General features: G+C 33.1%; 11 protein-coding genes and 3 pseudogenes. 9 read left to right on the plus strand and 5 right to left on the minus strand.

The features are described 5' to 3' along the window. The first annotated feature begins 110 nt into the window (after positions 1–110). From proC to ACUN26_RS09190, 3 genes are all read left to right on the plus strand, one after another. On the plus strand, positions 111–929 hold the full coding sequence (gene proC / locus ACUN26_RS09180; RefSeq protein WP_001041296.1) for a pyrroline-5-carboxylate reductase: 819 nt from the start codon (positions 111–113) through the stop codon (positions 927–929). Between the two features lie 133 nt (positions 930–1,062). Then, a complete protein-coding gene (locus ACUN26_RS09185; protein WP_000067437.1) occupies positions 1,063–2,478 on the plus strand; it encodes an amino acid permease in 1,416 nt (471 codons plus the stop codon). A gap of 167 nt (positions 2,479–2,645) precedes the next feature. Further along, positions 2,646–3,287, plus strand: a complete 642-nt coding sequence (locus ACUN26_RS09190) for a hypothetical protein (protein WP_001292183.1) — start codon at positions 2,646–2,648, stop codon at positions 3,285–3,287. A 99-nt stretch (positions 3,288–3,386) separates the two neighbouring features. Here the strand turns inward: ACUN26_RS09190 and ACUN26_RS09195 are convergent. From ACUN26_RS09195 to ansR, 4 genes and pseudogenes are all read right to left on the minus strand, one after another. Beyond that, positions 3,387–3,500: pseudogene (locus ACUN26_RS09195) on the minus strand (IS3 family transposase); the annotation flags it as partial. A 103-nt stretch (positions 3,501–3,603) separates the two neighbouring features. Continuing rightward, positions 3,604–3,975 carry a DUF1304 domain-containing protein gene (locus ACUN26_RS09200; protein ID WP_000402873.1) on the minus strand — a complete coding sequence of 124 codons (372 nt, stop codon included), beginning with the start codon at positions 3,973–3,975 and terminating at the stop codon, positions 3,604–3,606. Positions 3,976–4,014: 39 nt separating this feature from the next. Then, a pseudogene (locus ACUN26_RS09205) lies at positions 4,015–4,263 on the minus strand (nitroreductase family protein); the annotation flags it as partial. A 188-nt stretch (positions 4,264–4,451) separates the two neighbouring features. Further along, entirely contained in the window at positions 4,452–4,829 is a 378-nt protein-coding gene (gene ansR, locus ACUN26_RS09210) for an HTH-type transcriptional regulator AnsR (RefSeq protein WP_000893561.1), read from the minus strand. 184 nt (positions 4,830–5,013) lie between these two features. On the opposite strand from ansR, the gene ansA reads away from it, so the two are divergent. The 6 genes and pseudogenes from ansA to ACUN26_RS09240 all read left to right on the plus strand — a co-directional run bounded on the left by ansA (position 5,014) and on the right by ACUN26_RS09240 (position 12,331). Beyond that, the gene (ansA, locus tag ACUN26_RS09215) at positions 5,014–6,018 is read left to right on the plus strand and encodes an asparaginase (RefSeq protein ID WP_000821711.1); all 1,005 of its coding nucleotides are present in this window, start codon (positions 5,014–5,016) and stop codon (positions 6,016–6,018) included. Between the two features lie 53 nt (positions 6,019–6,071). Further along, positions 6,072–7,502, plus strand: a complete 1,431-nt coding sequence (aspA, locus tag ACUN26_RS09220) for an aspartate ammonia-lyase (RefSeq protein ID WP_000028978.1) — start codon at positions 6,072–6,074, stop codon at positions 7,500–7,502. A gap of 29 nt (positions 7,503–7,531) precedes the next feature. Further along, a pseudogene (locus ACUN26_RS09225) lies at positions 7,532–8,062 on the plus strand (ATP-binding protein); the annotation flags it as partial. A gap of 200 nt (positions 8,063–8,262) precedes the next feature. Beyond that, entirely contained in the window at positions 8,263–10,230 is a 1,968-nt protein-coding gene (locus ACUN26_RS09230) for a penicillin-binding transpeptidase domain-containing protein (protein WP_000737731.1), read from the plus strand. A gap of 750 nt (positions 10,231–10,980) precedes the next feature. Then, a complete protein-coding gene (locus ACUN26_RS09235) occupies positions 10,981–11,514 on the plus strand; it encodes an RNA polymerase sigma factor (RefSeq protein WP_000435491.1) in 534 nt (177 codons plus the stop codon). Next, entirely contained in the window at positions 11,504–12,331 is an 828-nt protein-coding gene (locus tag ACUN26_RS09240) for an SH3 domain-containing protein (protein WP_001086158.1), read from the plus strand. Before ACUN26_RS09235 ends, ACUN26_RS09240 begins: the two co-directional genes overlap by 11 nt. A gap of 11 nt (positions 12,332–12,342) precedes the next feature. On the opposite strand, the gene ACUN26_RS09245 is transcribed toward ACUN26_RS09240, so the two are convergent. After that, the gene (locus tag ACUN26_RS09245; RefSeq protein WP_000903349.1) at positions 12,343–14,103 is read right to left on the minus strand and encodes a peptidoglycan D,D-transpeptidase FtsI family protein; all 1,761 of its coding nucleotides are present in this window, start codon (positions 14,101–14,103) and stop codon (positions 12,343–12,345) included. Between the last annotated feature and the right edge of the window lie 179 nt (positions 14,104–14,282).

Here is a 14,282-nt window from a genome sequence, read left to right on the forward strand (position 1 = left end):
GAGAATTTTTAAATTCTATTGATAAACCCAGTAATTGTAATAGCCCTTATTTAGAATAATAATTTCAAAATCAATAAAATTTAGAGTAGAAGGAGCAAGAGCAAATTATTATGAATAAACAAATAGGATTCATCGGATGTGGAAACATGGGTATTGCTATGATAGGTGGGATGATTAAAAAAAATATAGTTTCTCCAGATCAAATAATTTGTTCAGATTTAAATGTCATTAATTTAAAAAATGCTAGTAATGAATATGGCATAACTATAACTACTAACAACAATGAAGTCGCTAACAGTGCTGACATTTTAATTTTATCGATCAAACCAGATTTATACTCATCGGTAATTAACCAAATAAAAGATCAAATAAAAAATGATGTAATCGTTGTAACTATTGCTGCAGGAAAAAGTATTAAGAGCACTGAGAATGAATTTGGTAGAAAGTTAAAAGTTGTTAGAGTAATGCCTAATACACCGGCACTTGTTGGAGAAGGAATGTCTGCGTTATGTTTTAATGAAATGGTTACAGAAAAAGATATAAAAGAGGTACTGAACATATTTAATATTTTTGGCCAGACGGAGGTCGTAAATGAAAAACTAATGGATGTTGTTACATCTATTAGTGGTTCTTCTCCAGCATATGTGTATATGTTTATAGAAGCCATGGCAGATGCTGCTGTACTTGGCGGTATGCCGAGAAAACAAGCTTATAAATTTGCGGCTCAGGCTGTATTAGGTTCTGCAAAAATGGTATTGGAAACAGGAATACATCCAGGTGAATTGAAGGATATGGTTTGTTCTCCAGGTGGAACGACGATAGAAGCTGTAGTAACGCTAGAAGAAAAAGGTTTAAGAACAGCTATCATTTCAGCTATGAAACGTTGTACGCAAAAATCTATGGAAATGTCTAGTTTAACTAGTAAGTGAGAAGCGAATTTATATAATATTTCAAATCTATTTAATGTAAAAGAAATATTATGAGGCTAGTTAATAACTAAGTAAATTTATATACAACACTAACGAGAAGAACAAACCTTATTTTAAAGGGGATACAGAAAATATGAGTAATTTACTAAAAAAGAAATCCGTTACACAATTGTTAGAGCATAATCAAAGCAAGACCTTAACGAAAACATTAGGAGCATTTGATTTAATTATGTTAGGGGTAGGCTCGATAATTGGAACGGGGGTTCTTGTGTTAACTGGATTAGTAGCAGCAAGAGATGCTGGTCCAGCAGTTATCTTTTCATTTGTACTTGCAGCAATTATATGTGGATTTATAGCATTATGTTACGCAGAAATTTCTTCTGCGCTCCCGGCATCTGGTAGTGTATATACGTACTCATATGCAACAATTGGTGAGTTTGTTGCTCATCTAGTAGGTTGGTCTTTACTGTTAATATATATTGTGGCAACAGCGGCTGTCGCTGCTGGATGGACAGGCTATTTCCACAATTTAATAAAAGGATTTGGATTAGAGATACCTAAAGCTCTAGTAACGATTCCTTCACATGGTGGTATTGTGAATCTACCAGCAGTAATCATTACATTGATATTAGCATGGATGTTATCCCGTGGTACGAGGGAAAGTAAACGAATCAATAATATAATGGTATTGATTAAAATTGGAATGATTTTGTTGTTTATTACAGTTGGTATATTCTATGTAAAACCAATGAACTGGGTACCAATTGCACCATACGGCTTAAGTGGAGTTTTTACGGGTGGAGCAGCTATTTTATTCGCTTTTACGGGTTTTGATATATTAGCAACTTCAGCAGAAGAAGTAAAAGATCCGAAACGTAATCTTCCCATCGGTATTATCGCATCATTAATCATATGTACAATTATTTATGTAATGGTATGTCTTGTTATGACAGGAATGGTTTCCTATAAAGAATTAAATGTTCCTGAGGCGATGGCTTATGTAATGGAAGTTGTAGGACAAGGAAAAGTCGCTGGTGCAATTGCTGCAGGTGCTGTAATTGGCCTTATGGCTGTTATTTTTTCCAATATGTATGCGGCAACACGAGTATTCTTTGCAATGAGTCGTGATGGATTGTTACCGAAATCATTTGCGAAAGTTAATAAGAAAACTGGAGCACCCACTTTTATAACTGGATTGGCAGGAATAGGGAGCTCTATAATAGCTGGGTTTATTGACTTGAAAGAATTAGTTAATTTAGTTAATATCGGTAGTTTGGTGACGTTTGCGTTAGTTTGTCTATCAGTTATTATCCTCCGTAAATCACACCCAAATTTAAAACGTGGATTTATGGTACCTTTTGTACCTGTATTACCAAGCGTTTTAATTGTATGTTGTGTGTTTTTAATGCTAAATTTACCGTTAAGGACATGGGTGTACTTTAGTATTTGGATTACTATTGGGGTAGTAATATATTTCCTTTACTCAATAAAACACAGTAATTTAAATGAGGAAACGATCTCGAAATTACAAGATAAAATTGCGAGATAATAACGATCGAAAATTTTATTAATAATCATATTGATAGTTGAGTAACATAGAAACAGTTTTTTGAAATTTAGCAAGAGATAAAATAAGAGATGCTAGGGCAGCTAAGTACTTTTTTAGAAACCTTGCTTGTTTTTTACGATTTAAAACTGCTAAGGAGAGGGAGAAGTATGAGTGAATTGCATTTTATGAGTCTAGAAGAACTGGATAATAAATTGGAAAAATTTTACAGTGGTATTTATTTCATTAAAGATTATAATGACAATATTATTTATGTAGGCAAGGCTTTTAGTATAAAAAGTAGAGTGTTAGCTCATTTTAATAGTTATTCCAATATTAAGGAATATGTACATTTATTTAATAAAGTAGCGTATCTCATTGAAGATAGTTTGTTAAAACGCTCATTGTTACAAGTTACGTATATGATTAAATATAAACCAGTATTAAACAAAGAAGTCCAAAAAGAATTCCCAGAGTTATATAATCAATATATTAAGCAAACAAATAAAAAATCTATGTTGTTAGAAATTGATGAAGCTAAAGAAAAAAGGGATGAGTTAAAGAATAGATTAGTAAAATTAGTGGGTGGAAAAACTATGTTTTATGACATAATTTCTCTGTTAAACAATGGATATAACTATCATGTCCTCGCAAAAGTATTGAGCATAGAACTTCAAACTTTAATTATAATAAAAGAACACCGAAATAAATTCCCGATACCACATAATTATAAGAGGACAATAAAACATCAAGATATAATGTATGCTTTATCTGGAAAAAAGAATTTAAGTACTTCAAGGTTAAACACTTAAATTTAAAATAGTAAATTCGTTGCTTTTAGCACTTCAACTAGACTGTGCCCCCCGAAAGTTAGAGGATTCGGTTTATTAGATAGCCTCTGGGATATGAGCCTAGTACAATGCTGGGTTCATACCTTTTAATTTTCCCTTGATTCTTTCATGCTTATAGCACTCTATATACTTTGCTAATTCTTGTTTGAAATCTGTTATACTTTCAAATTCTTTCGATACAGAAATAGACATACAAAAACGCCATCCTTTCCTATGAATCTACAGAAAGAATAGCGATTTTTTCAAAAATGAGTTCTTTTATTGAAAAGCTTTGGTTTTATATGACAGATAAAAGGGCAAGCAGCGCTAAAATAGCGGGGAGTCCTTGTTTCACGATAATTGATTTATTGGATGTGAAACCTCCGAAAATAGCTGCTACCACCACACAAATGATGAAAAATAATTGAATCATATAACCAATGGGATTGTTTCCAAGTATAAGTCCCCAAATGAGGCCAGCTGCTAAGAACCCATTATATAAACCTTGATTTGCAAACATAATGGCTACGTTTCGATCTCCTTCTAAATGCTTCGGCAATTTGAAAGCGCGTTGTGCTACTTTTGAATTAATAAAAAACATTTCGAGAATCATGATAAATAAATGCTCTAATGCTACGATTCCTACTAAAAGAGCTGTGATTATTTCCATGCTATTCTGTCTCCTTTAATCCTTAATATAAATTTTATACTATTTCCATTTTGCAATTCTATCAACAGGGAGAAGATATGAAGCATATCCTTCGTCGGCTACTATATCAAAAGATAGAAGTAGAACTGATGCATAGCGCTCTTTTTCCAAACGAAAGAATGCATTGCTATTTTCCTTGTCATGTCCTCTGATTGGATTTGGATTATACATATGTGCACGTGCTGCCAGCATGAACTGCATGGAGAGAAGTACTAGATCAATCAGTGTAGTTCCGCGATTTTTCTTGGCATGGAAGTTTTTGGGGAAGAATATTTTTCATATATAAAATAATAAAATGTAATTTATAAATATGAAGTTGATAAAATGAATTCGGATTAATAATATTCCCCCAAGCTAATCCTATATAAACCGTTTACAAATTAATTATCTAAGTATTTCTAAGTTTAAAGAGTGCAGTGTCTTCGTTCTTTAGTTAATCAATTTTCAAATGTTGATTCAATATTTTCTATTCTCTTGGAACTTAGTTCTCGTTTACTTCTCACAAAAGCAATAAAATCAATTATCTCTTCTGTTGAAAGTACTTCTCCATCTATTAAAAGTGTTGAATCTGGATCGTTTAGGAGTCTTGTAATATCAATTACATCTTTGTTTTGATGTGAATGTTCAATTCGACCTAATATATAATCTACAGACGTATCAAATAAATCTGCTATTTTAGATAAAGATTGTAATGAAGGTAATCTATAACCATTTTCATAACCAGCATAGGTGCTTTTCGCAATCCCAAGTCGATCTGCTGTCTCTTGTAAGGACCATCTTTGATTTTTTCTTAATTCAGATAAACGTTCCAGCATTCGTCTCATACCCCATCTAATTTTATTAAATTAATTATAACATAGAAAAAGAATCAAGAACAGAAAAAAAGTACGCGTATTGAATACGAAAGCTTGATTAATTCAAATTAAGTTCTATAATGATAAGTATAAATACGCATTTCGCGAACGATATATCGTTGTTTATTTTATGGAGGGGTTGTGTATGAAGAGAATTTTATTACTTGCAACTGGTGGGACAATTGCATCTGTGGAGGGGAATGAAGGGCTTGTTCCAGGATTGTCCGCTGAGGAATTATTGAATTATTTTTCGAGGTCATCCCGAAACTTAGAAATAGATTGCAAAATCTTAATGAATATTGATAGTACCAATATGCAACCTGAGCATTGGAAAGAAATAGCTAATGCTGTTTTTAATCACTATGATGACTATGACGGGTTTGTGATTACACATGGAACGGATACGTTAGCTTATACATCTTCTGCGTTATCTTATATGCTTCAAGGTTTAAGAAAACCAGTTGTTTTAACAGGCTCACAAGTACCTATTAGTTTTAAAAAGACAGATGCAAAGAAAAATGTAGCTGATGCTCTTAGATTTGCCTGTGAGGATGTGGGCGGTGTGTTTATTGTTTTTGATAGTAGGGTGATTATTGGGACGAGAGCAGTAAAAATGCGAACAAAAAGTTATGATGCATTTGAAAGTGTGAATTATCCATATGTTGCTGAGGTAAATGAAGATGAAGTGAAATATCATTGGAAGCCAACTTCCTCACATAATGAACTTTCAATAGATACTAATTTATGTACGGACGTTTTTCTTATGAAATTGTATCCAGGTACAAAGTCAGAGATATTTGATTGTTTAAAAGATTTGTATAAAGGGATTATTATTGAAAGTTTTGGTAACGGTGGATTACCTTTTGAAGGAAGGAACTTGCTTTCGAAAATTCAAGAGTTGACTGAAATGGGGATTGCTGTAGTGATTACTACTCAATGCCTGGAAGAAGGAGAAGACATACTTCTCTATGAAGTAGGACGGAAAGTGGCGCAACATCAAGTAATATTATCTGGAGATATGAATACGGAAGCCATCATAGCAAAATTGATGTGGACGCTTGGAAAAACTAATAAATTAGAAGAGATTAAAAAAATTATTGAAGAGCCTTTAGCCTACGATTTAACAATAAAATCTGATAAGGATTGGTAATAACTTCATATGATTTATTTAGGTTTTACATTTAATATGGGGGAGAAATTAAAATGTCAATAACAAACAAGAACATGCGAGTGGAGAAGGATTTTTTGGGAGCAAAGGAATTACCCATTAAGGCATATTACGGAATTCAAACTTTACGCGCTGTTGAAAATTTCCCGATTACAGGGTACAAAATTCATGAAAGTTTAATTAGAGCATTCGCAATTGTAAAAAAAGCAGCAGCACTTGCAAATACAGATGTAGGTAGATTGGAATTGAATAAAGGCGGCGCGATCGCAGAAGCTGCTCAAGAAATTCTAGATGGAAAATGGCACGATCATTTCATCGTCGACCCAATTCAGGGCGGTGCGGGTACTTCAATGAACATGAATGCAAATGAAGTCATTGCCAATCGTGCTCTTGAATTATTAGGAATGGAAAAGGGAGACTATCATTATATTAGTCCAAATAGCCATGTAAATATGGCACAATCAACAAACGATGCATTCCCAACGGCGATTCATATCGCGACATTAAATGCATTAGAAGGCTTATTACAAACGATGGGTTATATGCATGATGTATTTGAATTAAAAGCAGAACAATTCGACCATGTTATTAAAATGGGTCGTACGCATTTACAAGATGCTGTACCAATTCGTCTTGGACAAGAGTTTAAAGCGTATTCTCGCGTACTTGAACGTGATATGAAACGTATTAAGCAATCACGTCAACATTTATATGAAGTAAATATGGGAGCAACTGCAGTTGGTACAGGCCTAAATGCAGATCCAGAGTATATTGAAGCAGTTGTAAAACATCTTGCTACAATTAGTGAATTACCCCTTGTTGGTGCAGAAGATTTAGTGGACGCAACGCAAAATACTGATGCGTACACAGAAGTGTCTGCAGCACTAAAAGTATGTATGATGAACATGTCTAAAATTGCGAATGACCTTCGCTTAATGGCATCAGGTCCACGTGTTGGTTTAGCAGAAATTATGTTACCAGCTCGTCAACCAGGTTCTTCTATTATGCCAGGGAAAGTAAACCCTGTTATGCCAGAAGTTATTAACCAAATTGCGTTCCAAGTTATTGGTAACGATCATACAATTTGCCTTGCTTCAGAAGCAGGACAATTAGAATTAAATGTTATGGAACCAGTACTTGTTTTCAACTTACTTCAATCTATTAGCATTATGAATAACGGTTTCCGTGCCTTTACAGATAATTGCTTAAAAGGAATTGAAGCGAATGAAGATCGTTTAAAAGAGTACGTTGAGAAAAGTGTAGGAATTATTACAGCCGTGAACCCTCATATCGGTTATGAAGCAGCAGCTCGTGTTGCGAAAGAAGCAATTGCAACAGGTCAATCCGTTCGTGAACTTTGTGTGAAAAATGGTGTATTGTCACAAGAAGATTTAGAGTTAATTCTAGATCCATTCGAAATGACACATCCAGGGATTGCAGGAGCAACTCTTTTAAAGAAAAAATAAATAATAAAGAAACGAAAAGAATCAAAAAAAAAATCAAAAAAGGATTAGAAATGGTCTTATATGTTGCTCGTTTAGAAACATTTGAACAGGATTTTCATGTGGACAGATTGCAGTTATTTGGAATGATTGATTCTGCTATTCATGAAAATAAACATCTATTTATACGTAGTTATGTGTATCCAGAGGTAAAAGTAGAGCCGAATCTTATTGTAGAAACAGATAAGAAATGGTTTTGATTTATACTCAATCAAGTACTGTCAAATGCTATTAAATATTCATCAAGTAAGAAAGAAAAAGTATTAGTATCGGCGTGTTCAAAAGGACGAGCAATTATTTTGGAAATAAAAGATTATGGGGGTGGTATTCCTACTGCTGATTTACCACGTGTTTTCAATCCATTTTATACTGGAGAAAATGGTAGGAAATTTAAAGAGTCTACGGGAATGGGATTATATCTTGTTAAAGAAGTATGTGAAAAATTAAATCATAAGATTGAGCTAGAATCTGAGGTAGGTAAGGGAACAAAAGTTAGAATCATATTCCCGTATGCATCTCGTTAACCGATGAAAGGTATACTTTTCATCGGTTTTTCTTTTGAATCTTACAAACTTCTCTCTTCAAATGCAACTTAAGCGTAATTTAATTTTTTTGTAAATATGGAACAATGTCATTACTTACACTGTCTATTAAGCGTTGAAACATTTTTTATTTAATAAATTAAGAAAGGAATCATCATTTTTAACTAAGGGAGAAGATTGAATTGAAAAAATTATGGATGCTGTTTTTCATTTGTTTCGCAGTTATGTTAGTAGGGTGTAATAAAAACGAACCGCCAAAACAGGCGTTTGAAGAATATATTAATTTATGGAATGATAAAAAATTTGCAAATATGTATGAACATTTATCAGAACATGCAAAAAAGACGATCTCTAAAAAGGATTTCACCGAGAAATATGAAAAAATCTATGAAGGTATTGGAGTTCAGAATTTAAAAATTAAAACGAAAGGAGAGAATACGGAAGATAAAGAACGTTTTCTTTTTGAAGTTAAAATGGATACGGATGGAGGAACAGTTTCATTCATCCATGAAGCAGAACTTGTGAAAGAAAAGGAATCTTGGAAAATAGATTGGACGCCAGACTTCATTTTCCCAGGTATGAAAAAAGATTACAAAGTACGTATGCAAATAGAACAAGGAAAACGCGGAGAAATATATGATCGAAATGGAAAAGGGCTTGCAACGAATGGTAAAGCGTCTGAGGTTGGAATTATTCCAGAGAAACTAGGTGAAACTGCAGCGCAAACGGAAGAAATACTAGCACAATTACTTGATATGTCTATAGAAGAGATCGATCAGAAGCTCGCAGCGAAATGGATAAAACCAGACTCCTTTGTACCAATTGGTATTTTAAAAGAGGGAACGAGACAGAATGATTATATTGAATTAGAAGGAGTTTCATCTCGCCCAGTAAATATTCGTACGTATCCATTAGGAGAAGCAGCGGCACACTTAACAGGATATATAGGAAAGGTGAATGCAGAGGAGTTAAAAGCGCTTCAAAAAAAAGGTTATCAAGCAGATGATTTAGTGGGTAAGACTGGTTTAGAGAAAGTATTAGAGAATAAATTGCGTGGTGAAAAGGGTGGACGCGTATTTATGGAAGATGAGAACGGGAAAGAGATTAAAAACGTAGCAAAAAAAGAAGCGAAAGAAGGGGAAAATGTTACGTTAACAATTGATGCTGCAATCCAAGAAAAAATCTTTAATGAGATGAAAAATGAAGCAGGATCTAGTGCAGCGGTCAATCCTAAAACGGGTGAAACAATCGCACTTGTAAGTAGCCCTGCTTATAATCCAAATATAATAGTTAGAGGAGCGTCAAAAGCCCAAAGAGAAGCATGGAATAACGACTCGAAACTGCCAATGATGAATCGCTTCACAAAAGCATTTGTACCAGGTTCTGTATTTAAAACGATTACAGGTGCAATTGGTTTGGAAACGAAAACATTAAATCCTAAAGAAGAATTTAAAATTCAAGGATTAAAGTGGACAAAAGATTCATCGTGGGGAAATTATTATGTAACACGTGTGAAGGAAGCTAGTCCAATTGATTTTGAAAAGGCAATGAAGTACTCTGATAATATTTATTTTGCTCAACAAGCTTTGAAAATGGGGAAAGAACAGTATGTAAATGAATTTAAGAAGTACGGATTTCATGAAAAATTACCAATCGAATACGAATTTCCTATTTCAACAATTGCAAAAGATGGGATAAAAAATGATATTCAACTAGCAGACACGGGATATGGACAAGGACAAGTATTAATGACGCCACTTCATTTAGCATTAACATATGCACCGATTGTGAATGAAGGGAATATTCCGTCGCCTCATCTGTTAAAAGAAGCAAAAGTAGCGGGGAATTGGAAAGAAAATGTGCTTTCTAAAAAGAATCAAGAGATAGTAAAGAGCGCGTTAATAAAAGTCATTAATGACCCTGACGGTGCTGGGAGAATTGCAAAGGTTGATGGTGTAACTCTTGCTGGTAAAACCGGTACAGCGGAACTGAAGGAGTCGAAAGAAGCAGACGGAAAAGAACTTGGATGGTTTGCAGCTTTTGATGCAAATGCACCAGACATGATTGTTACCATGATGATTGAAGATGTAAAAGGAAGAGGGGGGAGTAACGTTCCAGGCGAAAAAATAAAACATATTTTTCAGAAATAACACTTAAGTATAAGGTGAAATCTATTACTACATTTATTATATGTATGCCTAACTCAAAGGTATAAATTAGGAAAAATAAAGAACAATTAAGTTTCAAAAAAAGCATTCTCCCTAATTGAGAATGCTTTTTCTATGTTAATGTGGCTCTAGAAAGTTGATAGCGCATCATTTTCATTGTTTGCAAGTACGGGCTGATTGGTAGTTTGCCCTAAATACTGATTTAAAACTAGAGGATTCAGTCGGAAGTGCAAGTCTGATTGGGACAGGTACTAATACAGCTGGTGATAAAAAACTTATTCATTTTTATTTTCATATTTGAAATCTTGGTATTGTTAATAGTAAATATAAGAGAAGAACAAATTGAAATAGACAAACGAGGGTGCTTTTAAACTTTAATAAAAGAGTTATTTAGAAAAAAATAAATAGAGCACACCAATAAGTATGCTCTAAGAAAAAATAGGTGATACAAATCGAGTGTTGCGTGAAATTTAAAAAATCATAATCAGATTTTTACGAGTAAATTTTTAACATTGTATGCATTACTTGTTTTTTAGAGCCTGTCATAAAAAAGAATGTAAAGGTGATTGAGTAATGAAATGTATTGCATACCTTTACATTTTTCAGGAGAATTCTTCTATCAAAAAAAGATAAACAATGGAACAAATGAAACTTGTATCATGTCTATATATTGAAACCATATTAAAAGTGAGGGAAGTTTTATGTTTATTCAAATAAGTTTGAGGTGTGGAAATGGAACAGAAGTTTATTGAAAAATGTAATCATGATGAGCTTGACTATGTTATTAAAGACTATTGGCAAGATGTATGGAATTATTCATTTATTATTACGAAAGATCCACACTTATCAGATGACATCACACAAGATGTCTTTATAAAGGTTTTTAAACATTGGCATTCATTTCGAAAGGAGTCATCTATTAAAACGTGGATATTAAAAATTACAAGAAATACAGCAATAAACTATTTGAAATCCTCTTATTTTAAAAGGATATCTTTAGTGGGGTTTTTTAGTGACGATAAGCAGTCTGCCTCGGCAGAACAAGAGTTTTTTAAGCAAGAGGAACTAAATGAAGTGTGGGAAGTTGTATTAAAACTACCTAAAAAACACCGTGAAATACTAATATTGGACGCGAAATATGAATTATCTTATGAAGAAATGGCTGAAACATTAGGTGTATCAATTGGAACAGTCAAATCTAGATTAAGTCGAGCGAGAAGTAAAGTTTCAAAACTAATAGGGGAGGGTAGTAGTGATGAACAGTAAAAAAAGTCCTGACTGGTATAGTAAATTGAAAAAAGGCCCAATGGAGCATCGGAAAGATGAAGAAGAATTTATTTATAAAATAAAGCAATCGGTATATCAAAATAGTGAAGTAGATTCTGTAACAAATAAGAGACCATTTCGTAAAAAAGCATTGCCTGTTGCAATTGTTTTGGTTTGTACTATGTTATTTTTTATTGTTCAACAACCTTGGCTTGATGACAATAAATCACCGGTACAAAGTAGTACTCAAATTAAGCCGAAAACAAAAGATGAGTCTGCTCAAGATCCATCATTAAAACAATTTATGAATGATTTATATCAAAGCACAAATTCAAAAAATGAAAATGATTTGTATAGAGCATTCAATGATGAAGTTCTATTTAAAGGGAAGAGTTATAAAAAGGATAAATTGAAGTTTGATGAAGACATTTTTCATGAGTTGCAAGTCGCTCTTACAATGGGGGGAGAATTTGCAAATGATACAAAAAAAGTATACAAAGTACCAAGTGGATTGACAGAAAGTAACCAACCAAAGCAAGCGCATTTTATATATGCAACGGTTACTGGAAATAAAACAAAAATTTTAGCTGAACCAAAACGAGAATCACAAGTTTTATATGAAGTATCTAATGAAATGGTAAAAGCTTGGATTCCAGAAAAAGTGCAAAATGATGGATATATAAAAATATCGACAATTAACGGCAATACTGGATATGTGCAAAAAGAGTATGTTTTAACTGATATTAAGTATTCATTTATGTTCGAAAAGAATGATAATGGTGAATGGAAAATAATAAATATAGATTCTATTTGGTAAAAGAGGAAGGTTCACTTTAATGAACCTTCCTCTTTATTATTATTTTCTTTTTGAAGTGTATGCCAAGACGCTAAAATTTCTGATGTCACGAGAGCAGCGATGTTTTTTTCTGAATTACTACCAGGAATAACGACAGAAATGGCGATTTGTGGATCTTCAGTAGGAGCATATGCAATGAAAAGAGAATGATTTATCATTTTTTCTTGCTCATTCGGAAAACCTGTAATACCCGTTTTACCTGCGACATGAAAGGATAAGTTTTTAATCTCCTCTATATTTTGACTCATTCCGCCTTGCACGACACTCCAAAACTTCATAGGATAACGATTTGAGCTTTCTAAAATTGGTTTAAACTTTTTTGTTTCCTTACCGTCTGGACTCATAATAGCACTTACGATTTGAGGTTTATATTTATCACCTTTACTCGCCAAAGTTGCTGCATATTGAGCGAGTTGAAGAGGGGTATGCACTTCATTTCCTCCCCAAGAGGCATTTAATAAAGCGGAGATTCCATTTTCAAACTTATTAGATGGATGGAATTCATATTGTCCGTCTTCTTCAAAGGGTAAATCAATCCCGGTTTTAGAACGTAGGCCGAATTGCATTAAATAATCTGTCCATATATGTGCCACTTTTTCTATATTCCCATTATTTTGGTTGAATAAGGGCAGAGCTACTTTTGCAGTCATAAATGTGTTAGATGAATTAATGATAGCCTGCCTTGGTGTAATCTCACCTGTTGGCGTTCCAGGTGCATTCGTAATGTTATTTTGATTATCATACTGAAAAGTACCCTTATCTAAATAAGTATCTTCAGGTTGAAAAAGCTTTTCGTTTAATCCAATTAAAATAGTAAGTGGCTTTATAGTAGAGGCCATATTTACATAATATTCACCATACTTTAATTTTTGAATTGCTTTATTTTGCGAAAGTGATTTAATGTTTTCATTTCTAAATGATACATGTGTATATAATGTATTTGGATTAAAAACTGCCGAGTTGGCCATAGTTAAAATTGCGCCAGTTTTTACATCAGTTACTACAACATAACCAGCTTTAGCATCATGTGTTTTCTTAATTTGAGATCGTAATGCTTCCTCAGTTTTTTGCTGCAATTTCGAGTCTAAAGCTAGCCGGACATCTTTTCCTCTTTGTACTTTTTGAATGTTCCATGAGAACTTTTTATTATTCATTTTAAAAATCAGAGTTTTTCCGGGTTTTCCTTTTAAATCATTTTCATATTGAAGCTCAATCCCACTTTTCCCAACAGGTCCATACTTAGAATTAAGGTCATTTTTTACATACCCAATTAGCTGTGAACCAATTTCGTGTTTAGGATAATATCGAATCCATTCATCTTTAATTATTACATTATCGGGTTTGTTCTTGTTTATGAATGTAAGTTCACTCTCATTTATGTCAGAGTATAACGGTATATCATTCATAGTCTGCTTTTTACAAGATTGTTGTAAGTGTGATTTTACGTCCTCTGCAGAAATGTCATGTTGAAACTCGTTTGAAAATTGATTAAAAAAAGCTAATGTGCTTGATGTATCTTGATTTGATAGCTTTTCATCATTAGAAGTGCAATATAGAGACTTAACTTTCTTATTTGTAGCTAGTATTACACCATTTTGATCAAAAATTTTTCCTCTTTCAGCTGAAGAAGTTGCGATAGTAATTGAAATGAAGTTGATTTTTACTAAAAGTAGTAAAATCAAACCTACAATAGAAAGAACTGCAAAAAATCTCCATCTTTTTGTATGTAACATATAACCCTCCCTTATGTAGCCTATTTCATCTTATAGTTAATTATTTTTTTTGTAAATGTGGAACAATTTTATTATTTAGGTTGTCTATTAAGTATTACAGCATGAAGAAAGGAATAATTAGTATGAAAAGTTACTAGCAAGTCTATGTGTAAGCTTAATATGAGTCATTATACAGTTTA

The sequence above is a fragment of the Bacillus sp. WC2503 genome (genome assembly GCF_052682895.1).

Excerpts from the sequence above, each read along its gene's own strand:
- ACUN26_RS09185 (WP_000067437.1), top strand. The coding sequence starts at position 1,063 with ATGAGTAATTTACTAAAAAAGAAATCCGTTACACAATTGTTAGAGCAT.
- aspA (WP_000028978.1), top strand. The coding sequence starts at position 6,072 with ATGTCAATAACAAACAAGAACATGCGAGTGGAGAAGGATTTTTTGGGA.
- ansA (WP_000821711.1), top strand. The coding sequence starts at position 5,014 with ATGAAGAGAATTTTATTACTTGCAACTGGTGGGACAATTGCATCTGTG.
- ansR (WP_000893561.1), bottom strand. The coding sequence starts at position 4,829 with ATGCTGGAACGTTTATCTGAATTAAGAAAAAATCAAAGATGGTCCTTA.
- ACUN26_RS09190 (WP_001292183.1), top strand. The coding sequence starts at position 2,646 with ATGAGTGAATTGCATTTTATGAGTCTAGAAGAACTGGATAATAAATTG.
- ACUN26_RS09240 (WP_001086158.1), top strand. The coding sequence starts at position 11,504 with ATGAACAGTAAAAAAAGTCCTGACTGGTATAGTAAATTGAAAAAAGGC.
- ACUN26_RS09200 (WP_000402873.1), bottom strand. The coding sequence starts at position 3,975 with ATGGAAATAATCACAGCTCTTTTAGTAGGAATCGTAGCATTAGAGCAT.
- ACUN26_RS09235 (WP_000435491.1), top strand. The coding sequence starts at position 10,981 with ATGGAACAGAAGTTTATTGAAAAATGTAATCATGATGAGCTTGACTAT.
- proC (WP_001041296.1), top strand. The coding sequence starts at position 111 with ATGAATAAACAAATAGGATTCATCGGATGTGGAAACATGGGTATTGCT.
- ACUN26_RS09245 (WP_000903349.1), bottom strand. The coding sequence starts at position 14,103 with ATGTTACATACAAAAAGATGGAGATTTTTTGCAGTTCTTTCTATTGTA.